This window comes from Actinomadura sp. WMMB 499, assembly GCF_008824145.1.
In the GTDB taxonomy this organism is placed as follows: Bacteria; Actinomycetota; Actinomycetes; order Streptosporangiales; family Streptosporangiaceae; genus Spirillospora.
Genome location: NZ_CP044407.1, coordinates 467,809 through 488,322, shown reverse-complemented (window position 1 = coordinate 488,322; position 20,514 = coordinate 467,809). Strand labels below are relative to the sequence as shown.

At 72.7% G+C, this 20,514-nt stretch carries 18 protein-coding genes; 11 read left to right on the top strand and 7 right to left on the bottom strand.

Going from position 1 to position 20,514, the window contains the following annotated elements; genetic code table 11:
* Window positions 1–85: 85 nt before the first annotated feature.
* The 4 genes from F7P10_RS02300 (at window position 86) to F7P10_RS02280 (ending at window position 4,440) form a co-directional block, all read left to right on the top strand.
* A complete protein-coding gene (locus F7P10_RS02300) occupies window positions 86–1,039 on the top strand; it encodes a LysR family transcriptional regulator (protein ID WP_151007857.1) in 954 nt (317 codons plus the stop codon).
* 318 nt (window positions 1,040–1,357) lie between these two features.
* Window positions 1,358–1,978 (top strand): TerD family protein, encoded by a 621-nt coding sequence (locus F7P10_RS02295; protein ID WP_151007856.1) that lies wholly within the window; start codon window positions 1,358–1,360, stop codon window positions 1,976–1,978.
* Window positions 1,979–2,256: 278 nt separating this feature from the next.
* Window positions 2,257–2,940 carry a TetR/AcrR family transcriptional regulator gene (locus F7P10_RS02290; protein ID WP_254716361.1) on the top strand — a complete coding sequence of 228 codons (684 nt, stop codon included), beginning with the start codon at window positions 2,257–2,259 and terminating at the stop codon, window positions 2,938–2,940.
* A 240-nt stretch (window positions 2,941–3,180) separates the two neighbouring features.
* A complete protein-coding gene (locus F7P10_RS02280; RefSeq protein WP_151007855.1) occupies window positions 3,181–4,440 on the top strand; it encodes an acyl-CoA dehydrogenase family protein in 1,260 nt (419 codons plus the stop codon).
* 207 nt (window positions 4,441–4,647) lie between these two features.
* On the opposite strand, the gene F7P10_RS02275 is transcribed toward F7P10_RS02280, so the two are convergent.
* From F7P10_RS02275 to F7P10_RS02270, 3 genes are all read right to left on the bottom strand, one after another.
* Window positions 4,648–5,697 (bottom strand): LLM class flavin-dependent oxidoreductase, encoded by a 1,050-nt coding sequence (locus tag F7P10_RS02275; RefSeq protein WP_151007854.1) that lies wholly within the window; start codon window positions 5,695–5,697, stop codon window positions 4,648–4,650.
* 149 nt (window positions 5,698–5,846) lie between these two features.
* Window positions 5,847–5,978: a hypothetical protein gene (locus tag F7P10_RS44980; RefSeq protein ID WP_302851419.1), complete on the bottom strand. Its 132-nt coding sequence runs from the start codon at window positions 5,976–5,978 to the stop codon at window positions 5,847–5,849.
* 56 nt (window positions 5,979–6,034) lie between these two features.
* Window positions 6,035–6,523 (bottom strand): MarR family winged helix-turn-helix transcriptional regulator, encoded by a 489-nt coding sequence (locus F7P10_RS02270; protein ID WP_151007853.1) that lies wholly within the window; start codon window positions 6,521–6,523, stop codon window positions 6,035–6,037.
* Window positions 6,524–6,637: 114 nt separating this feature from the next.
* Here F7P10_RS02270 and F7P10_RS02265 point away from each other — a divergent pair, with 114 nt between their 5' ends.
* The 7 genes from F7P10_RS02265 to F7P10_RS02235 all read left to right on the top strand — a co-directional run bounded on the left by F7P10_RS02265 (window position 6,638) and on the right by F7P10_RS02235 (window position 16,328).
* On the top strand, window positions 6,638–8,722 hold the full coding sequence (locus tag F7P10_RS02265) for an MMPL family transporter (RefSeq protein WP_151007852.1): 2,085 nt from the start codon (window positions 6,638–6,640) through the stop codon (window positions 8,720–8,722).
* A 130-nt stretch (window positions 8,723–8,852) separates the two neighbouring features.
* Window positions 8,853–10,286 (top strand): sugar porter family MFS transporter, encoded by a 1,434-nt coding sequence (locus F7P10_RS02260; RefSeq protein WP_151007851.1) that lies wholly within the window; start codon window positions 8,853–8,855, stop codon window positions 10,284–10,286.
* A gap of 163 nt (window positions 10,287–10,449) precedes the next feature.
* The gene (locus F7P10_RS02255) at window positions 10,450–12,795 is read left to right on the top strand and encodes a xanthine dehydrogenase family protein molybdopterin-binding subunit (RefSeq protein WP_151007850.1); all 2,346 of its coding nucleotides are present in this window, start codon (window positions 10,450–10,452) and stop codon (window positions 12,793–12,795) included.
* Window positions 12,792–13,700 (top strand): xanthine dehydrogenase family protein subunit M, encoded by a 909-nt coding sequence (locus tag F7P10_RS02250; protein WP_151007849.1) that lies wholly within the window; start codon window positions 12,792–12,794, stop codon window positions 13,698–13,700. Before F7P10_RS02255 ends, F7P10_RS02250 begins: the two co-directional genes overlap by 4 nt.
* Complete coding sequence (locus tag F7P10_RS02245; RefSeq protein ID WP_151007848.1) at window positions 13,693–14,196, top strand: (2Fe-2S)-binding protein; 504 nt, start codon at window positions 13,693–13,695, stop codon at window positions 14,194–14,196. Before F7P10_RS02250 ends, F7P10_RS02245 begins: the two co-directional genes overlap by 8 nt.
* A gap of 41 nt (window positions 14,197–14,237) precedes the next feature.
* Window positions 14,238–15,074, top strand: coding sequence for a mycofactocin-coupled SDR family oxidoreductase (locus F7P10_RS02240; RefSeq protein ID WP_151007847.1), 837 nt, complete (start codon window positions 14,238–14,240; stop codon window positions 15,072–15,074).
* A 60-nt stretch (window positions 15,075–15,134) separates the two neighbouring features.
* Complete coding sequence (locus F7P10_RS02235; protein WP_151007846.1) at window positions 15,135–16,328, top strand: cytochrome P450; 1,194 nt, start codon at window positions 15,135–15,137, stop codon at window positions 16,326–16,328.
* A 165-nt stretch (window positions 16,329–16,493) separates the two neighbouring features.
* Here the strand turns inward: F7P10_RS02235 and F7P10_RS02230 are convergent, their stop codons facing one another.
* The 4 genes from F7P10_RS02230 to F7P10_RS02215 all read right to left on the bottom strand — a co-directional run bounded on the left by F7P10_RS02230 (window position 16,494) and on the right by F7P10_RS02215 (window position 20,513).
* A complete protein-coding gene (locus F7P10_RS02230) occupies window positions 16,494–17,111 on the bottom strand; it encodes a TetR/AcrR family transcriptional regulator (RefSeq protein ID WP_151007845.1) in 618 nt (205 codons plus the stop codon).
* Between the two features lie 116 nt (window positions 17,112–17,227).
* Window positions 17,228–18,211, bottom strand: coding sequence for a hypothetical protein (locus F7P10_RS02225; RefSeq protein ID WP_151007844.1), 984 nt, complete (start codon window positions 18,209–18,211; stop codon window positions 17,228–17,230).
* The gene (locus tag F7P10_RS02220) at window positions 18,208–19,494 is read right to left on the bottom strand and encodes an MCE family protein (RefSeq protein ID WP_151007843.1); all 1,287 of its coding nucleotides are present in this window, start codon (window positions 19,492–19,494) and stop codon (window positions 18,208–18,210) included. Before F7P10_RS02220 ends, F7P10_RS02225 begins: the two co-directional genes overlap by 4 nt.
* The gene (locus tag F7P10_RS02215) at window positions 19,491–20,513 is read right to left on the bottom strand and encodes an MCE family protein (protein WP_176611268.1); all 1,023 of its coding nucleotides are present in this window, start codon (window positions 20,511–20,513) and stop codon (window positions 19,491–19,493) included. The genes F7P10_RS02220 and F7P10_RS02215 overlap by 4 nt, the downstream gene beginning before the upstream one ends.
* Window position 20,514 lies beyond the last annotated feature (1 nt).

Genomic DNA, 20,514 nt, shown 5'->3' with positions numbered 1-20,514 from the left:
ACGACCGCACATTTTCCGGATGCCAATATAGATTTCGACGTCCGGCCATATCAGATTTTTATGGCGTGGTACGCTCCGGGCTGCGATGGACACTCACAGGCTCAAGTACTTTCTGTGCATAGCCGAAGAGGGCTCGATGACCCGCGCCGCGAACGTGCTGGGCGTCGCGCAGCCCGCGCTGAGCCGGCACGTCCGCCTCCTCGAGGAGGACCTCGGCGTCACGCTCTTCCGCAGGACGTCGCGCGGCGTGGAGCTCACCGAAGAGGGCGAACGGCTCCGCGCGTCCACCGCCGCGCCGCTGCGGCAGCTCGAACTCGCCCTGCTCTACGCCGGTTCGCCGCTGGCGCGCGTCGAACGGGGACTGCGCCTCGGCCTGCCGCCCACCGCCGCCGGCGTTCTCGCCGCGCCCCTCCTGGCGGCGCTCGGCGCCCTGTTCCCGAAGGTCGGCTTCCATGTGACGGTCGCCGGCACCGACGCGCTCGTCCAGGGAATGCTGAACGGGACGATCGACACGGCCCTGATCAATCCGGTGGCCGACGACCGGCTGTTCAGCCGCGACCTCCTGGTCGAGGACCTCGTCGTCGTCGGCGGACCGCGCTCGGACCTGCGGCCGGTCCGTCCGCTGGAGTTCGCCGACCTCGCACGGCTGCCGCTCGTCCTCCCCGGCTCGCACGCCGGGATCGCCGGGCTCGTCGAGAACACGGCGCTGCGGCGGAAGGTGCGGATCGACTCCCGCTTCGCGACCGACTCCCTCCGGGTCGCCGTCGACCTCATGGAGGCGGGCCTCGCCTATGGCGTCCTGCCGCTCTCGGCGTGCGGCCCGGAACTCGGCGCCGGGCGGCTGCGCCACGCCCCGCTGCGCGAGCCCGCGCTCACCCAGCGCCTCGGCGTGGCCGCGACGAGCCGGCTCGAACTCCCGCGCGAACTCGCCCACCGCATCGGAGACGTCATCCGCACGCAGACCGGCCTCCTGATCGCCTCCGGAGCCTGGCCCGCGACCTTCCTCGCCCCGGACGAATGGGACCCCAACCTCCCGTGACGCGAAGGGCGCGCCCAGCGGCCGCCCGTTTCGGCGGCGACGCACTCCGCTCGGCACCGGTGGCCGCAAGGCCGCCGTCGCGCTCTCCATGATGATCGTGCCGGCGCACCGCAGGTCCCGGCGCCGGGACCGGGACCTGACGGGAACGGCCGTCCGTCGAGGACGGGTTCGTGTACCCGGAGGTGATGCGAATGTAGTGGGTGCGCACGCGGGTTCGATGTCTGTATCGCCCGGGTCCGGCAATGTCTGTTCATAACGAAAACTGCAGAGTGTCGTGGCGGCACGGGCCGCTCCGGCGGACCGCTTGAGGGGCGGGCGATGGGCTACCGGTTGTCCAAGGGGCGCAGCCTGTCACTGAGCGAGATCGCCCCGGGCGTGCGGCGATTCCTGGTCGACGTGGGGCGCACCGGCCCGTCGGCCCCGCTGTGCCCGTCCGACGCGCACGCGTTCGTCGTCGGGCACCACGGATACTCGCTCTCGCCCGAGTACGTGCTGTCTCCCGGACGGCCGAGCGCGCCCGACGGATGCCTGCGGCGCGCGACCGGTGCCGGGGGAGACGGCGGGCCGGACGGGCCCGATCGGCGGGACGGCGCGGCCGTGTTCGACGTCGACCTCCCGGCGCTCCCCGGCATCGCGCAGAGCGTGTACTTCGCCATGTCGGTGGACGTCCCCGCCGGACGGACGACGGCGGCGCACTGCGGGATCAGCGGCGCGTACGTCCAGTTGCGCGACGGCGACGCCCGCCGCGCGCTCGCGCGGTACGACCTCGACGAGGACGTCTCCACGGAGACCGCGATGCTGCTCGCCGAGCTGTACCGCCGCGCCGGCCAGTGGAGGTTCAGGCCCCTCGGGCAGGGCTACACCACCGGCTGGCCCGGCATCGCCGCCAGGTACCGGTCGGCGACGGGGCCGGAACCGTTGGCGGGAGAGTGCTCATGAGTACCCGCGAACACCCACGGAGAGCATCTGGATCGCCGCTCGGTCCCGCGCCCGACGCCGGCCGGCCGGCGGCACCGACGGCGGCCGCGTCCTGTGTCACGCACCCAGGCCTGCACGCCTCGGGCAGTCGTTGAACGCACGTTCGTGCAGGTGTGTGTTGAGGTGCTGGAGGCCGCGAGACCCCTGGCCACTGGCCAGGGCAGCGGTCGCGTCGCTGCGGAGAGATGTTGAACGTCTGTTCAGACCGGTAAAATGGCGATGAGCGGCGGGAGGGCGGCGTGGGCACAGCGGGGAAGGACGAGCGGGCGCGGACGCCCGCGGGGCGCGGCAACGCGCTGTCGGCCGGCGACGACCCCGCCGCCGAGGCGATCATCATGGCCGCGGTGGACGTCATGGCCCGGCACGGCTACCACGGCACCTCGGTCCGCGACCTGGCCGAGGCGGCCGGGGTCAGCCCCGGGCTGATCTACCACTACTTCGGCTCCAAGCACGATCTGCTGCTGACGATCCTCGACCGCGGCATGGACCGGCTGGTGGAGAGCACCGAGGAGGCGCTGTTCCACGCCGGGGACGACCCGGCCGACCGGCTGTGCGCGATCGTCGGGCAGCACGTGCTGGCCCACACCCGGTTCCGCCGCGAGAGCCTGCTCGGCAACACCGAACTGCGCAGCCTCACCGAGCAGGCCCGGCGGCTGATCGTCTCCAAGCGCGACACGCAGCAGCGCATGTTCGACCGGGTCGTCCGCGACGGCGTCGTGCGCGGGGCGTTCGGTACCCCCCACCCCAAGGAGGCCGCGCGGATGATCGTCACCGCCTGCACCGCGGTGGCGACCTGGTTTTGGGAGTCGGGACCGATGTCGCCCGACGAGGTCGCCGCCGTCTACCAGCGGATGGCCCTGGACACGGTCGGCCACCGGCACGACGCCCGATCCGCCGCGCGCGGGACCGTCACCGGCCGGTGAAGCGCGGCCGCCGGCGTTCCAGGAACGCCGCGACGCCCTCGGCGTGGCCCGCGGAGGCGAAGCACTCGGCCAACGCCTCCCCATCGCGTACGTCATGGCTCCGCGCTTGTCGGGACGGTCGATGGTCAAGGTCGCGACCCCGGCGTCCACCGCGTAGCGGATCTCGTGCATCGCTGCCCTCCCCTTGGCTCGGCACTGCGGCCGGTGTCATGCTAGCTAAACGAGCGTTCAGGAGGACTTGTGGATTTCGCGCTGCCCGCTGACCTGACCCGCCTGCTTGCCGACCTCGACGCGTTCATCGACCGGGAGATCGCGCCCCTCGAGGAGCAGGACGACAACCGGCGGTTCTTCGACCACCGCCGCGAGTACGCCCGCACCGACTTCGAGAACGGCGGCGTCCCCCGGCCGGAGTGGGAGGAACTGCTGCGGGAGATGTTCCGCCGCGCCGACGCCGCCGGCTGGCTGCGCTACGGCCTGCCCGAGGAGGCGGGCGGATCGGGCGGCAACAACCTGGACATGGCCGTGATCCGCGAGCATCTCGCGCACAAGGGGCTCGGGCTGCACAACGACCTGCAGAACGAGGCCTCGGTCGTGGGGAACTTCCCGTTCGTCCACATGATGCTGGAATACGGCACCGCCGAGCAGCGGCAGGAGTTCCTGGAGCCGATGCTCACCCTCGAGAAGCGGGTCGGTTTCGGGCTCACCGAGCCCGACCACGGAAGCGACGCGACCTGGATGGAGACCACGGCCGTCCGGCACGGCGGCGACTGGGTCATCAACGGCGCCAAGCGCTTCAACTCGGGCATGCATTCGGCCACCCACGACGTGGTCTTCGCGCGGACGTCCGGGGACCCCGGCGACGCGCGCGGGATCACCGCGTTCATCGTCCCGGTGGACACCCCGGGCCTGTCCGTCGACTTCCACTGGTGGACGCTCAACATGCCCACCGACCACGCCGAGGTCACGCTCCGGGACGTCCGGGTCCCGCATTCGGTGATCTTCGGTGCCGAGGGCGAGGGGCTGGCGGTCGCCCAGACGTTCGTGCACGAGAACCGCATCCGGCAGGCCGCGTCCGGAGTGGGCGCGGGACAGTTCTGCGTCGACCGGAGCGTCGAGTACGCGCGGCGGCGCAGCACGTTCGGCCGTCCGCTGGCGACGCGGCAGGCGATCCAGTGGCCGCTGGTGGAGCTGCAGACCGAGGCCGAGATGCTGCGCGGGCTGGTCCGCAAGACCGCGTGGGAGCTGGACCGGCTCCCGCACCTGGAGATCAGCGACCGGGTGTCGATGTGCAACTACCGCGCCAACCGGTTCGTGTGCGAGGCGGCCGACCGCGCGATGCAGGTACACGGCGGGCTCGGCTACACCCGGCACACCCCGTTCGAGCACATCTACCGGCACCACCGCCGCTACCGGATCACCGAAGGGGCCGAGGAGATCCAGATGCGCAAGGTCGCGGGTTACCTGTTCGGCTTCACCGGCCCCCGCAAGCGGACCGGCTGAAGCACCGGGACCACCGGGGCAGGCGATGCCCGAGCGGCGGTTCTGCATCCGCCGAGCAAGGCGACTGTTGCTTCAAGTAGTCATCTGGTAACTCTCGGCTGCGGCCGCGCCACGTTCGACGACGGCGGTTCGCCTGACCGCGTGCGCGGCCCCGGGACTTCTCCGTCCCGGGGCCGCGCACGCGGCGCGCGGGTCAGCTCGCGCGGGTCACGCGAAGGCCGGCATCAGGTGCTCGTGGATCAGCCGGAGCTGCCCGTCCACGTCCGGGACGCCGGCGAGGTCGCGGCCGGTGAGCGACTTCACCAGGCCGGGGTCGGTGATCGCGCAGATCATGTGGTTGACCCCGGTCGGGGCGATGTCGCTCTCGATCTTGGCGCGGACCTCGTCGGGGGTGCCCGACAGGGAGAGCTTCTCGGTGATCTCCGGCGTGGTCAGCTCGATGCCCTTGGCCAGGTCGCCCGCGCCGATGGCCTCGATGACCGGGGCCAGGTCCGCCGGGTCGACGCCGTTGCGCTCCAGCTGCTCGGGCGGCATCGCCGAGGCGTAGAGGCCGACCATGCTGCGGGCGGCCTCCTTGGCCGCGGCCGAGTCGGGCCCGACCGCGAACACCACCCACGCGCCGATGTCGAGCGACCGCCAGTCCTTGCCGGCGCGCTCGGCGCCCGCCCGGAAGTGCTCGACCGCGTACTCGTAGGCGCCGCGCGAGTAGCTGAGCGCGTGGTGCACGCCGTCGGACAGCTCGCCGGCCGCCTCGAACGACTTCGGCCCGCGCATCGCGCCGATCTTGACCGGCAGCCGCTCCTGGACGGGACGGGCGAGGGTGAACAGGCCGTCGTAGGAGTAGAACTCGCCGTCCCGGGTGATCGTGCCCTCGTCCAGCAGGGTCCGGACGACCGCGACGGCCTCCTTGACCCGGGTGAGCGGTTTGGTCCGCGCCCAGTCGATCTTGTACTGGGCGAGCACCCCGAAGTTTCCGCTGCCCAGGACGACCTCGGCGCGGCCGCCGGTGAGCTCGTCCAGCGTCGCGGCGGCCTGCGCGATCAGGGACGGCTCGCGCAGGGTCACCGCCGACACCGACGGGCCGAGCCGGATCCGCGAGGTGCTCGCCGCGGCTGCGGCGAACAGCAGCCACAGGTCCTTGTGCCAGGGTTCGTCGGCCGCGTACACCGCGTGGAAGCCGAGCTCGTCGGCGAGCCTGATGGACGCCAGCGACTCGGAGACCGGGTAGTCGGGGAGCATGGCGTAGCTGAACTTCACGAAGGAACGTCTCCTAGCAGTGCGCCGTCACGCACGGTCGGGGGTTTCGGAGACAGTTTGCTGAACGGTGGAGGCGGGCGCGGTATAAATGCTTCATCGTTGTAGGAAAGAACAACGCGACAACGAAATGCCGCCCATTCGCGGCCCGCTCAATTCCATCGGTTCCTGGCGGCCCGGCGGACGGCCGTTTCCGGCGGCGGCCCGGCCTCCAGAAAGCGCGCGAGGACGCCCTCCATGCCGCCTTCCATCGAGTGCATGCTCATGGTGACCCGGCTGGTCATCAATTGCACGATGCCGGGGTGGCCCCATACCGGGTGAGGAATCGGGCGGCGCGGGGTCACGGGCCGTCCGGTACCTCCTCGAGCCGGTCGGCCAGCGCCTCGAGGAACCGGACGATCGTGCGCAGCTCGGCCTCGTCGAAGCCGCGGCGGACGTCCTCGGTCGTGCGGGCGAGCGGGCGGAAGTGCTCGCGGGCGAGAGCGCGGCCCGACTCGGTGTAGCGGAGCCGGACGACGCGGGCGTCGCCGGTGTCGCGGACGCGCTCGATGTGCCCGCCCTGCTCGAGCCGGCGCAGGCAGGCGCTCACCGCGCCGGACGTCAGGCTCAGGTGCCGCTGCAACTGGCCGGGCGTCGCCGCGAGGCCGTCGAGGAGCGCGGCCAGGGCCTGGACGTCGGAGTGGTGCAGGCCCTGGCCGCGGGCGAAGTCGCGGGTGACGCGGCCGAGCTCGGAGTCCACCCGGCGCAGGAGCACCGCGAACGTGCGCAGGTCGGTGGCGGGCTCCGGCGTGGTTGGACCGTCCGGCCGAGGGGATGGTTGCGAGGGCACGCGCCCAGAATAGCGTTATCTCAATGATTGAGGTAACTTTCCGTGTGTCCTCCCCGCGCGGAACGCGTTCACACCGTGCCCCCGCCCGGTCCCCGCGACCCCAGGAAACGGAAAATGCCCGCACCTCGAGCCGCCCGCTGGTCCGTCCCCGTCGTGCTCCTGCTCGCCTGGCTCGTGGTCGGCGGCGTGTTCGGGCCGTTCGCCGGAAAGCTCGGCGACGTCTCCAGCAACGACCAGTCGTCCTTCCTGCCGACGAGCGCCGAATCGACGCGGGTGCTGGAGGAGCAGGCCGCCTTCGAGCGGGACCGGACCATCCCGGCCATCGTCGTCTGGACGGCCCGGGACGGCTCCATCGCGCCCGACCAGAACGCGGCGGCCGCGCGGGCCCTCGGCTCGCTGCGCGGCGCGCCGTACATCGAGGGCGCGCCGTCCCCGCCGATCCCCTCGCGTGACGGCGCCGCGCTGCAGGCCGTCGTGCCGATCCCCGCCGACGCGGGCGACCACATCGCCGATGCCGTGGACCGCGTCCGCGAGGCGGCGGAAGGGGTGCCCGGGACCCGCGCGTACGTCGGCGGGCCCGCCGCCACGCAGGCCGATCTCAGCGACGCGTTCGCGGGCATCGACGTCCTGCTCCTCGGCGTCGCCGTCGCGGTCGTCCTGGTGATCCTGCTCGTGGTGTACCGCAGCCTGCTGCTGCCGTTCGTGATCATCATCGGGTCGGTGTTCGCCCTGGCACTGGCCTGCGCGATCGTGTACGGGCTCGCCAAGAAGGACGTGGTGACCGTCGACGGGCAGGTGCAGGGCATCCTGTTCATCCTGGTGATCGGCGCTTGCACCGACTACGCGCTGCTGCTGTCCTCCCGGTACCGGGAGGAACTCGCCGCCGGCTCGGGACGGCTGCCCGGCGTGCTGGCCGCGTGGCGCGGATCGGCCGGGGCGATCGCCGCCAGCGCCGGGACGGTCGCCGCCGGGCTGCTCGCGCTGCTGCTCAGCGACCTGTCCAACAACCGGGCCCTCGGCCCGGTCGGCGCGATCGGCATCGGCTGTGCCCTGCTCAGCGCCCTCACCTTCCTGCCCGCCGCCCTCGTCCTGCTGGGGCGCGCCGCCTACTGGCCCGCCAAGCCGCACCGCGACCGCCTAGGGTCCGGGCACGGTGTCTGGCAGCGCGTCGCCGGCCTGGTGGACCGCCGCCCCCGCCGCCTGTGGGCGGGCTCGCTGATCGCGCTGATCGCCTGCGCGGCGTTCATGCCGCAGCTGCGCTCCGACGGGGTGCCGCTGAGCGAGACGTTCGTCGGCGGCGCACCCTCCGTGACCGCGCAGGAGGCGCTGGACGAGCACTTCCCGGGCGGTCAGGGCAACCCCGCCGTCGTGCTCACCGACGCCGCGGCGGTGGGGGAGGTCGTCGCGACGGCCGAGCGCACCGGCGGCGTCGCCGGGGCGAGCCCGCGCACCGCCGGACGGCCGGGGAGCGGCGCGCCGCTCGTCGTCGACGGCCGCGCCCTCGTGGACGTCACGCTGGACGACGCCGCCGACAGCGAGGCCGCCAGGGCGACCGTCGAGCGGCTGCGCGGCGAGTTGGACGGCATCGACGGCACGCTCGTCGGCGGCTACACGGCCCAGCAGGTCGACACCCAGGCCGCCGCGCAGCACGACCGGAAGGTCATCGTGCCGGTCGTGCTGGCGATCATCGTGGCGATCCTCGTCGTCCTGCTCCGCTCCCTGCTGATGCCGCTGCTGCTGGTCGCCACCGTCGCGCTCAACTACCTGGCGACGCTCGGTGTGGCCGCCCTCGTGTTCCGGCACGTGTTCGGCTTCACCGGCACCGACGCCTCGGTGCCGCTGTACGGGTTCGTCTTCCTCGTCGCGCTCGGCGTCGACTACAACATCTTCCTGATGACGCGGGTGCGCGAGGAGTCGCTGCGGGACGGGCCGCGCGACGGCGTCCTGCGCGGGCTCACCACGACCGGCGGCGTCATCACCTCGGCGGGCGTGGTGCTCGCCGCGACGTTCGCCGCCCTCGTCGTCATCCCGCTCGCGTTCCTGGTCCAGATCGCGTTCATCGTCGCGTTCGGCGTCCTGCTCGACACGCTCGTCGTCCGCTCGCTGCTGGTGCCCGCGCTCGTCCGGGACGCGGGACCGATCCTGTGGTGGCCGGGTTCCCTGGCCCGCCGCCGCGACGGCAACGGCGCGGAGGGGTAGCGCTCCCGGGCCGCGGAGGCGCGATCACGATCATTTTGCGAAAGCTCGAGATCGTGCGCGGCGGCTCGGGGAAGGGCCGGGGTGGACGTCCGGTGATCGGCACCGGGCGGCGAGCCCGGAGGGAACGAGGATGCAGGGCTTTTCCAGCGCCCCGGTCCGCGAGGGGCCGCTGGCCGGGGTGCCGCCCGCGGGCCTGCGCAAGATCTGGACGTGGGGGATCCTCATCGCCCTCGGGGGCTTCCTGTTCGGCTTCGACACCGGGGTGATCTCGGGGGCGCTGCTGTTCGTCCGCACCGACTTCGGGCTGAACTCGTTCCAGCAGGGCACCGTCGTCAGCGTGCTGGTCCTCGGGGCGATGGCGGGCGCGCTGACCTCCGGCCGCATCGCCGACCGGTTCGGCCGCAGGCGGGCGCTCGAGATCGAGGGGCTGGTGTTCCTCGTCGGCACCGTGGTCGCCGTGTTCGCTCCCGGCTACGGCACGCTGCTGGCGGGCCGGCTGATCCTCGGGCTCGCGGTGGGCGCGGCGTCCGCGACCGTCCCGATCTACCTGTCGGAGCTCGCCCCGAAGGACATCCGGGGCCGCCTGCTGACCCTCAACCAGCTGATGATCACGGTCGGCATCCTGGTGGCGTACCTGGTCAACCTCGCGTTCTCCGGCAGCGGGGACTGGCGGGCGATGATCGCGGTCGGGTCGCTTCCGGCGCTGCTGATCGTGGTCGCCGCGGTGCTGATCCTGCCGGAGTCGGGCGTGTGGCTGCTCCAGCGGGGGCGGCGCGGGGAATGCCGGGAGCTGATCGCGTCGGTGACCGACACCGCGACCGCCGACCGGCTGATCGAGCGGTACGACCGGCGGACGGCCGAGGAGGCGGAGCGGGGCGAGCCGCACGGGACCGGGCCGCGCGCGCTGGCCGCGCGGCGCGTCCGCCCGGCGCTGGCGGTCGGGCTCGTGCTCGCGGCCCTGCAGCAGTTCGCGGGGATCAACACGATCATCTACTACGCGCCGACGATCATCGAGCGGACCGGGCTGACGGCGTCCAACGCGATCGCCTACTCGATCGCGATCGGCGTGATCAACCTGCTGATGACGATCGTGGCGATCCGCGCCATCGACCGCGCGGGGCGGCGGCGCCTCATGGTGGCGTCGCTGGCCGTGATGACGGTGACCATGGTGCTGCTCGGTCTGTCGTTCGTGGCCGGCTGGCCGTCGGAGCTGTCGCTGGTGTTCATGGTCGTCTACATCGCGGGCTACGCGGCCGGGCTGGGGCCGGTGTTCTGGACGATGATCGGCGAGATCTTCCCGGCGCGCGTCCACGCGGCGGGCTCGAGCGCGTCGACGGCCGTCAACTGGGCGTCCAACTTCGCGGTCAGCCTGGCGTTCCTGCCCATCGCGAGCGCGATCGGCCAGGGCGAGACCTTTTGGATCTTCGCGGCGATCTCCCTGCTGGGCCTGCTGTTCGTGGTGCGCTACGTGCCCGAGACCAAGGGCCGCGAGTACGAGCGCATCGACGCCGACCTGCAGCACCGTTTCGGGCGCCGCCCGACGGAGGGCGCCGCCGTCCGCTGAGTTTCTGGACGCCGCCGGGGGCCCCGGTTCGCCGGTGACCCTCGACCCCCCTTGCGCCGATGCTAAGCAGCTGCTTAGCATCGCTGAGCGAGAACGGTGTTACCAATCGCGGCTAGGAGGCCTTGCATGGCGCACTTCCCCCTCGACCGGCCGGAACGGGCCGGTGACCGCGGTGCGGGCCGCCGCGACGCGGTTCGCGGGCGCGCGGGTGCCCCGGATCGAGGACCCGCGGCTGCTCACCGGCCACGGCACCTACGTCGATGACGTGACGCGGCCCGGCATGCTGCACGCCTGCTTCGTGCGCAGCCCGCTCGCCCGCGCCCGGATCCTCGGCGTCGACGCGGCCGAGGCGCTCGCGCTCGACGGCGTCCACGCGGTCTTCACCGCGGCGGACCTCAACCCGGACGTGCGCGAGGCCTGGTACACCCTGATCGGCCGCGACGTCCCCGACACCCCGCGCCCGCCGCTGGCCGAGGGCGAGGTCCGCTTCGTCGGCGACCCGGTCGCGCTGGTCGTCGCCGACGACCGCTACGTCGCCGAGGACGCCGCCGAGCTGGTGTTCGTGGACTACGAGCCGCTGCCGCCGGTCGCCGACTACACCGCCGCGCGCGAGTCCGGGGAGCTGGTGCACGAGGGGTACCCGCGGAACGTCGCCGGGACGCTCGGCGGCCCGCCGATCGACGAGCTCGCCCCCGTCTTCGACGAGGCCGCGCTGGTGGTGCGCGAGACGATCTACCAGCAGGCGTACGCGCAGGTCCCCATGGAGACGCGCGGGCTGGTCGCGGAGTGGTCGGCGCCCACCGGCGAGCTGACGCTCTGGGCCGCGACGCAGTCGCCGCACGAGGTGCGGCTGTTCTGCTCCCGGCTGCTCGGGCTGCCGGAGCAGCGCGTCCGGGTGGTGATGCGCGACACCGGCGGCGGCTTCGGGCAGAAGGTCGCCCCGCAGCGCGAGGACATGTGCGTCATGCTGGCCGCGCGCAAGGTCCCCGGCGCGCTGAAGTGGATCGAGGACCGGCGGGAGAACCTCATGTCCGCCGGGCAGTCGCGGCACGAGCACGCCGACGCGCGGCTCGCCTTCGACGCCGACGGGAACATCCTGGCCGCCGCGATCGACTACGTGCAGGACGTCGGCGCCTACCCGACGCCGTGGCCGGTGGGGACCGCCGCCGCCGTCGGCATGTTCTTCCCCGGCCCGTACCGCGTCCCCCGGGGCACCTGGACGACGACGTCGGTGTTCTCCAACACCGTCGGGCGCAACGCCTACCGGGGGCCGTGGCAGCTCGAGTCGCTGGTGCGCGAGGTCCTGATGGACACCGCCGCGCGCCGGATGGGCGTCGACCCGGCCGAGCTGCGCCGCCGGAACCTGCTGCGCCGGGACGAGCTGCCGTACACCAACCCCAACGGGATGCCCTACAGCGACATCACGCCGCTGGAGACGTTCGAGCAGGCGCTGGAGATGCTCGACTACGCGGCGTTCCGGAAGGAGCAGGAGCGGGCCCGCGCCGAGGGCCGCTACCTCGGCGTCGGCACCTGCACCTACGTCGAGCCCACCACCGCCGCGATGGCGCTGCACGCCACCGAGGGCGCCACCATCCGGATCGAGCCGTCCGGCAAGGTGAACGTGTACGTCTCGGGCGGGTCGGCCGGCAACAGCATCGAGACGACCGTCGTGCAGCTCACCGCGGACGCGCTGGGCGTCGACATCGCCGACGTCAGCACGATCCAGGGCGACACCGCGATCACCCCGTTCGGCGGCGGCACCGCCGGCAGCCGCTCGGGGTCGATGACCGCGGGCGCCGTGGGGGAGACGGCGAAGGTGCTGCGCGAGCGGATCACCGCGATCGCCGCGCACCGGCTCGAGGCCGCGCCGGACGACATCGAGCTGTCCGGGGGACGGGCGCGGGTCCGCGGCGTCCCGGACACCGAGGTGACGCTCGCCGAGATCGCCGAGACCGCCTACTTCCAGCCCGAGGCCCTGCCGCCCGGCGTGCCGCCCGGACTGGAGCACAGCGGCCGCTACCACCCGGACACGCCGGTGATCTTCGCCAACGCGACGCACCTGTGCACCTGCGAGGTGGACGTCGTCACCGGGGAGGTGAAGCTGCTGCGCTACATCGTCAGCGAGGACTGCGGCCCGATGATCAACCCGAACGTGGTCGAGGGCCAGATCGCGGGCGGCGTCGTCCAGGGGATCGGCGGGGCCCTCTACGAGAACCTCGCCTACGACGAGGACGGCAACCCCGTCGCCACCACGTTCATGGACTACCTCCTGCCCACCGCCGCCGAGGTGCCGGCGATCGAGTACGGGCACGTGGAGACGCCGGCGCCGGGCCCCGGCGGCTACAAGGGCGTCGGCGAGGGCGGCGCGATCGGGGCGCCGCCCACGGTGGTGAACGCGGTGGCCGACGCGCTGGACCCGTTCGGTGTGGAGATCACCCGGCTGCCGCTGACCCCCGAGTCGATCGTCGCGCTGGTCCGCGAGGCGGACGGACGGGCGGTGACGCGATGAAACCGGCCGCGTTCGACTACCACGCGCCGACCGACCCCGGTGAGGCGGTCGCGCTGCTAGCGGAACTTGGCGAGGACGCAAAGTTCATCGCCGGCGGGCAGAGCCTCGTCCCCATGCTCGCGCTGCGCCTGTCCGTCCCCGAGCATCTGGTCGACCTGCGCCGGACGGACGGCCTGCGCGGCATCGAGGAGCGCGACCGCGCCGGGGAGAACGGCGCCGCCGGCGCCGACGGCGTCCTGCGGATCGGCGCCTGCACCACCCAGGCGGCGGTCGAGCGGTCCGCCGAGGTGGCCCGCGCCGTCCCGCTGCTCGCCCGCGCGACCCCGCTGATCGGGCACTTCCAGATCCGCAACCGCGGCACCGTCGGCGGGTCGCTGGCGCACGCCGACGCCGCCGCCGAGTACCCGGCGGTCGCCCTGGCGCTCGGCGCGCGGATCCACGCCCGCTCGCCGCGCGGCGAGCGGACGGTCGACGCCGGCGGGTTCTTCACCGGCATGTGGACCACCGACCTGGCGGAGGACGAGCTGCTCACCGCGGTCGACTTCCCGGTGTGGCGCGGACGCAGCGGGTTCGCGATCGAGGAGTTCGCCCGCCGCGGCGGCGACTTCGCGATCGCGGGCGCCGCCGTCGCCGTCGAGCTCGACGGCGACGACCGGATCCGCCGCTGCGGCATCGGCCTGTTCGGCCTCGGCTCGACGGCGCTGCGCGCCGCCGCGGCCGAGGCCGCCGCGACCGGCTCGGCCGTCACCGAGGTCGACGCCGACGACGTCGCGCGCACCGCCGTGGCCGAACCGGAATCGATCCCCGCGGACCTGCACGCGTCCGCCGACCACCGCAGACACGTCGGGGCCGTCGTGGTGGCGCGCGCCTGGCGACGAGCCGTCCAGGAGGCCGCCCATGCCTGACGCCGACATCCGGATGCGGGTCAACGGCGTGACCCGCCGCGCGACCGTCCCGCCCCGCCTCACCCTGGCCGACTTCCTGCGCGAGCGCTGCGGGCTCACCGGCACGCACCTGGGCTGCGAGCACGGGGTGTGCGGCGCCTGCTCGGTGCTGCTGGACGGGGAGGCCGTGCGCGCCTGCCTGGTGTTCGCCGTCCAGGCCGACGACGCCGACGTCACCACCGTCGAGGGCCTCGCCGAGCCCGACGGCGAACTGTCGCCCGTCCAGGCGGCGTTCCGCGACAACCACGGGCTGCAGTGCGGCTTCTGCACGCCCGGCTTCGTCGTGTCGGTCACCGCGCTCCTGCGCGACAACCCCGACCCGACCGACGAGGAGATCCGCGAGGGACTGTCCGGCAACCTGTGCCGCTGCACCGGCTACCAGGGCATCCTCAAGGCCGTCCGGGCCGCGGCGGGAACGGCCGCCGACGGTGCCGCGGCCGCCGAAGAGCCCCGCTGACCCCCCCATCACCCACCTCCCGAGAGAGAAGAGGACCCCCGATGCCCGGACGACTCGAAGGCAAGGTGGCGTTCATCACCGGCGCCGCGCGCGGCCAGGGGCGCAGCCACGCGGTGAAGCTCGCGCAGGAGGGCGCGGACATCATCGCCGTCGACATCTGCAAGCAGATCGACAGTTCCCCCATCACGATGTCCACCCCGGAGGACCTCGAGGAGACGGTCGCCCGGGTCGAGGCGACCGGCCGCAAGATCATCGCGACGCAGGCGGACGTGCGGGACTTCGACGCGCTGAAGGCCGCGGTCGACGACGGAGTCGAGCGGTTCGGGCGGCTCGACGTCATCGTGGCCAACGCGGGCCTCGCCGCCAGCGGCGCCGAGATCCACAACATGGACGCGAACCTGTGGCAGGACACGATCGACGTCAACCTGACCGGTGTCTGGCACACGGGCAAGGCCGCGATCCCGCACATCATCGAGGGCGAGCGCGGCGGCTCGATCGTCCTGACCAGCTCCGTCGGCGGGCTGAAGGCCCACCCGAACATCTCCAACTACGTCGCCAGCAAGCACGGCGTGGTCGGCCTGATGCGCTCCATGGCGGTGGAGCTCGCGCAGTACAACATCCGGGTCAACTCGGTGCACCCCACGCAGGTGAGTACGCCGATGCTGCTGAACGACCTGACGTACCGGATGTTCCGCCCCGACCTGGAGAACCCGACCCAGGAGGACATGGCGCCGATCTCCCAGATGATGAACGCGCTCCCCGTCCCGTGGGTGGAGGCCGAGGACATCAGCAACGCGGTCCTGTTCCTGGTCTCCGACGAGAGCCGCTACATCACGGGCGTGCCGCTGCCCATCGACGCCGGATCGATGATCAAGTAGCCGCCGGGCGACACCCCCGGTGCGGGGCGACGGCCGTTCACCGACACACGAGGAGAGCACGTGCCAACTGACGAGGCGCTCTACTGGGACCCCTACGACCCGCGCTTCACGAACGACCCGTATCCGACCTACCGGCGGCTCAGGGAAGAGGCGCCGCTGTACTACAACGAGAAGCACGACTTCTACGCGGTGAGCCGGTACGAGGACATCGAGCGGGGCCTGCCCGACTGGCGGACGTTCTCCTCGGCGCGCGGCGGCATCCTGGAGATGGTCAAGTCCGGTATCGAGATGCCGCCCGGGACGCTCATCTTCGAGGACCCCGAGATCCACGACCTGCACCGGCGGCTGCTCGTCCGGGTGTTCACCCCGCGCCGGATCGCCGAACTGGAGCCGCAGGTCCGCGACTACTGCGTCCGGACGCTGGACCCGCTGGTGGGCGCGACGGAGTTCGACCTGATCCGCGAGGTCAGCGCGGAGCTCCCGATGCGCGTGATCGGAATGCTGCTGGGCATCCCCGAGGCCGACCAGGAGGCCATCCGCGACTCCGCCGACGAGAGCCTGCGCACCGAGGTCGGCGGGCAGATGGATCTCCAGGACATGGCGATCATGAGCAGCGAGCTGTTCCGCGACTACATCGAGTGGCGCGCGAAGAACCCGTCGGACGACCTCATGACCGTCCTGCTGAACACCGAGTTCGAGGACGAGGACGGCACCACCCGCACCCTCACCCACGACGAGGCCCTGACCTACACCACCGTCGTGGCGGGTGCGGGCAACGAGACCACCGGACGGCTCATCGGCTGGCTCGGCTCCGTGCTCGCCCAGCACCCCGACCAGCGGCGGGCCCTCGTGGACGACCCGTCGCTCATCCCCGGCGCGATCGAGGAGGTGCTCCGGTACGAGCCGCCGGGCCCCTTCATCGCCCGCTACGTCACGAAGGACGTCGAGTACCACGGGCAGACCGTGCCCGAGGGCAGCGCGATGATGTTCATGGTCGGTGCCGCCAACCGCGACGAGAACCGCTACCCCGACCCCGACCGGTTCGACGTCCGCCGCAAGATCGGCCAGCAACTGACCTTCGGCCTCGGCGTCCACTACTGCCTCGGCGCCGCGCTCGCCCGGCTCGAGGGGCGGGTGGCGCTGGAGGAGATCCTCAAGCGCTTCCCGAAGTGGGACGTGAAGTGGGACGGCGCCAAGCTGGCGCAGACCTCGACCGTCCGCGGCTGGGAGACCCTCCCGCTCACGATCGGCTGATCGGGGCCCCCGAGTTCCCGCCCCGGTGCGCGAAACCGCGCCGCGCGCCGGGGCGGGTCCCGCGAGGCGGACCCGAGGGAACGAGGCCGGAACGAAGGGCGGGACGGGCGCCGGAACGCGGCGCCTCGAAGCAGGCGGGGCCGGAGGGGCCGGAGGGGCCGGAGGCTAGGACGCCTCCCGCGCTCCCGCGACGGCCCCGGAGAGGAGACCGGGGACGAGCCAGCGGCGCAGGAACGGCCGGAGATCGGCGCGCGTGGCCTCGGGCACCGCGAGGAAGGAGAGCAGCATCCGCATGAAGAACTCGGCGAGGCCCGCGAGCTCGGCCTCGTCGTAGCCGAGGGCGGCCCAGTCGATGTTCAGCCGGCCGAGGAACGCCTTCATCTCGGTGAGCGCGATGTCGGACAGGACGGCGGAGCCGAGGCCGACGGTGTGCCCGGTGGTGAGCTGCATCCCGACGTAGGGTTCGTGCGGCAGCTGCTCGACGGCGCGGGCGAACACCTCGACGATGATGTCGGCCGGGGCGGTCAGCGACTCGACCTGCGTGACCATCCGCGCCTCGAAATCGCCCGCGGCGGCGAGGCCCGCGGCCTCCATCAGCTCGTCGAGGTTGCGGTAGTACCGGTACACGGTCGCGCGCGTGACACCGAGATCTTCGGCGACCTGCGTGAAGCCGACCTTGCGCACGCCGTGGCGGTCCACGCACCGGATCATCGCATCGATGATCCGGCGCCTGGCGTCGTCGTCGTCACGAGGCGGGTCGCCCCGCCAGCCGTGCGTGCGCATGTGTCGGCTCTCCTCGAGCGGTCGTCCATGTCGTCCATGCCGTCCATCGTCGATCTAGCTAGACGCTACCGGGCCGGGTGCCGCGCCCGCCGTGCGGCACCCGGCCGTCCGGGCTGCTACGGCCCCCCGGTGGACGGAAGGCCGCCGGGCAGTCCGGCCCCGCCGGCGCCCGCGCCGCCGCCCTCGCCCTGCGCGCCCTCCAGCGGCTTGCCGTTCTCGTCCGTGACCGACTCCGCACCCGGGCTGAGCAGCGTGATGTTGCCCGCCAGCCACCTGCCCGACGCGCGCTCCATGCTGAGCGCGACCGTGGCCCCGTCGTTGCTCTGCACGGTCTCGGCCGTCGTCACCTTCGTGTTGATGACGACCAGCACGTTGGCGGCACCGTCCTTGACCTCACCAGGGTAGATGCCGCTGATGTGGGCCTGGGAGCTGACCTTGTTCTTCGTGAAGTAGCTGATCAGGGTCGAGGCGGTGGGGCGGATCGCGTCGGCGGCCTGCTCGGTGAGCAGCGGGTACTTCGCCGCGAACGACTCGTCCATGTGCTGGTAGTCCCAGTTGAAGAAGACGCTCGCGACCTTGCCCGCCGCCCCGGCGAGGTCCCGGCGGCCGTCCGCGGCGCTCGCGAGGTCGTTCCTGTCCTGCCAGACCACCCCGAGCGCGGCGCTCACCGCGACGAGCGCGGCGGCCGGGACGATCCGCAGCGCGAGCCGCGAGCGCGGCCCGGGCGTCCGCCCGCGCGCACCGATCCCGCGGACGCGCTTCCGCGGCCGCTTGGCGGTATCCGGCTTCTCGCTCGCGGCTTCGCCCTCGCCCTCGTTCCCGCTCTCCGCTTCGTCGTCGTCCTCGCCCCTGCCGAAGGACGCGGCCAGCACGGCGGGCGGGACGCGCGGCGGCCGCCGACCGTTCAGCCCCGGGGCGAGCCGCCGCCGGGCCGCCGCGTCGCCGCCGCCCGCCGGCCCGTCCTCGGTCTCCTTCTCGGTCTCCTTCTCGGGCGGCTTCTTCCCGGCCGCTTCCTTCGCGGCGGTGAACGTCAGGCCGTACTCGTAGACGGCCGGCTCGTCCCCGCCGGCCTCCGGGCGCACGGACGTCTTGCCTTTCAACGGCTTCTCCTCCTCCAGGTCGGGCGCCGGGCCGCCCCGAGCATGCCCATGGCGACGCGCAGCAGGATCAGGCCCGCCACGATGGGCGGCAGGTAGATGAGCCACGGCGTGCCGCCGTCGTGGCCGTCACCGGCGGTCTTCTCGACGGGCACCCGGTTCTGCGCCGCCGTCGCGGGCTCGGCGTCCGCCGGCGGTGTCTCCGACGCGCCGGGCTTCGGCGGCTTGTGCTCCTTGACCGGTGCGACGCCGGGGCAGCTCGAGATGCGCGGGATCGAGGGCAGCGGCCTGAGGTTGCGGTACTCCACCGCGCCCTCGATCGGGGTCGTCGTGATCACGAAGTTGATGTTCAGGTTCGGCTCGCCGTTGACGAACGTGACCGCGCCCCGCATGGCCTTCGCGAGCTGCGGCGACCAGGCGAGGCCCTCGGCGAGTTCGGCGACGTTGCCGTCCGACAGCAGGACCGGCATCGCGGCGCCCAGCGAGCTCAGCGTGCAGCGCAGGGCGGGTTCGGACTCGCCCAGCAGGTGCGCGAACTTCGCCACCAGGTCGGGGGAGCGGTCGCGGATCCGGGCGAGGTCCTTCTCGACGTCGGCGAGCGCGGAGGTGAGCCCCGCGGTCGCGGCGATGCCGGTGCCGAGCTCGCCGCGCCTGCCCGCGAGGGTGCCGGTCAGCGTGCTCAGGTTCCCGATCAGTTCGTCCAGGACGCGGGTGTCCTCCGCGAACGTCCCGGCGAGCTCGGACGCGCCGTCCACGGTGACGCGGAGCGTGTCGCCGCGGCCCTCCAGCCCGTTCGCGAGCTCGCGCGTGAGGGTGCGCAGGTTCCGCGGGTCGAGCCCCGTGACCGCCTCGTTCACGGCGTCGAACAGCTCGCCGTAGGTCCGCGAGACGCTCGTCCTGGACACCGGGATGACCTCGCCGGGACGCATCGGCGGTGCGTCGACCCGCCCCTGCGGCGGCGACAGGTCCACGTAGGGCTCGCCGATGGCGGACTTGAGCGCGGCGGCGGCGGATGCGCCCCGCGGGACCCGCTCGCCCTTGTCGATGGTGAGCGTGACCACCACGACGCCCTTGTCCAGCCGGACCGAGCCGATCTCCCCGACCGCGACGCCGAGGTAGGTGACGTCGAAGCCGGGCTGGAGCCCCGGCGACCGCTCGAACTGCGCGGTGATCCGGTACGGGCGGTCGAACGGGTCGACCTCGAGCACGTTGCGCAGCGCCCACACCGTCAGGACGGCGGCGAGGATCCCGAAGACCGCCAGGTTGAGCTGGATCCGGCGCGTCACCGCTTCGGTCCCAGCATGTCGACGAGGCCGGCCAGCGTGGACGGCGACTCGCTGCCGGCGTTCGTGGCCGACCCGTCGAAGTTGATCACTGTGTAGACGAGCAGCTGGCCGTTGAAGATCTGCCGGGGCATCCGGTCGACGAACTCCTGGAGGCGGGTGATCAGGGTGCCGAGTTTCGTCCGGTCGTCGGCCAGCACCTGGAAGGAGGGCCCCAGCCGCTCGACGATGCCGCGGAGCTCGTCGGTGTACTCGATCAGCACCTCGTCGTTCACGGTCTCGGCCATGGCGGAGAGCGAGCGGACCGCGGTCAGGATCTGCTCGCGGTCGTCGGCCAGCACCCGCGTGGTCTCGGCGAGCCGTCCGGGCAGCCGGTCCAGCGACTCCTCCCGGGCGGCGAGCTTCTCGCCCAGCTCGGCCAGGTCGTCGACGGCCCCGGCGAGCTCCCCGCGATGCCGCTCGAAGGTCGCCACGAGCTTCGCGGCGTCGCCGATCATCGCGTTCATCTTCGGGCCGCGCCCGGACAGGGCGGTGGCGGCCGTGTGGACGAGCTGCGGTGCGTCGCCCGCGGCCAGCGCCCCGACCAGCGGGGCCGCCCCGCCGACGATGTCCTCGAACCCGGGGCTGGTGCCCGCCGAGGCGACCTCGGCGTTGTTCGCGAGGAACGGGCCCTGGTCCAGAGGTCTGCCCTGCGGCGGGCGGAGCTGCACGTAGTTCTCGCCCAGCAGCGACGTCACGGTGACCTTGGCGGTCGTCCCGGTGGGGATCTCGACCCCCTCCTTGATCGACATGGTGACCCGGGCGCGGTAGCCGGCGGTGCCGCCGCCGACCAGAGAGACCCCGGAGACCGAGCCGACCTCGACGTCCGCGATCTTCACGCTGTGGCCGGAGACGAGGTTCTGCACGTCCGCGAACTCGGTGGTGAGGGTCAGCGGGCCCGCGGTCGCGCTGAGCGTCTGCAGGGAGCACCCGGACAGGCAGCCGGTGAGCACCAGGACCCCGGCACAGAGGAGATATCGCACG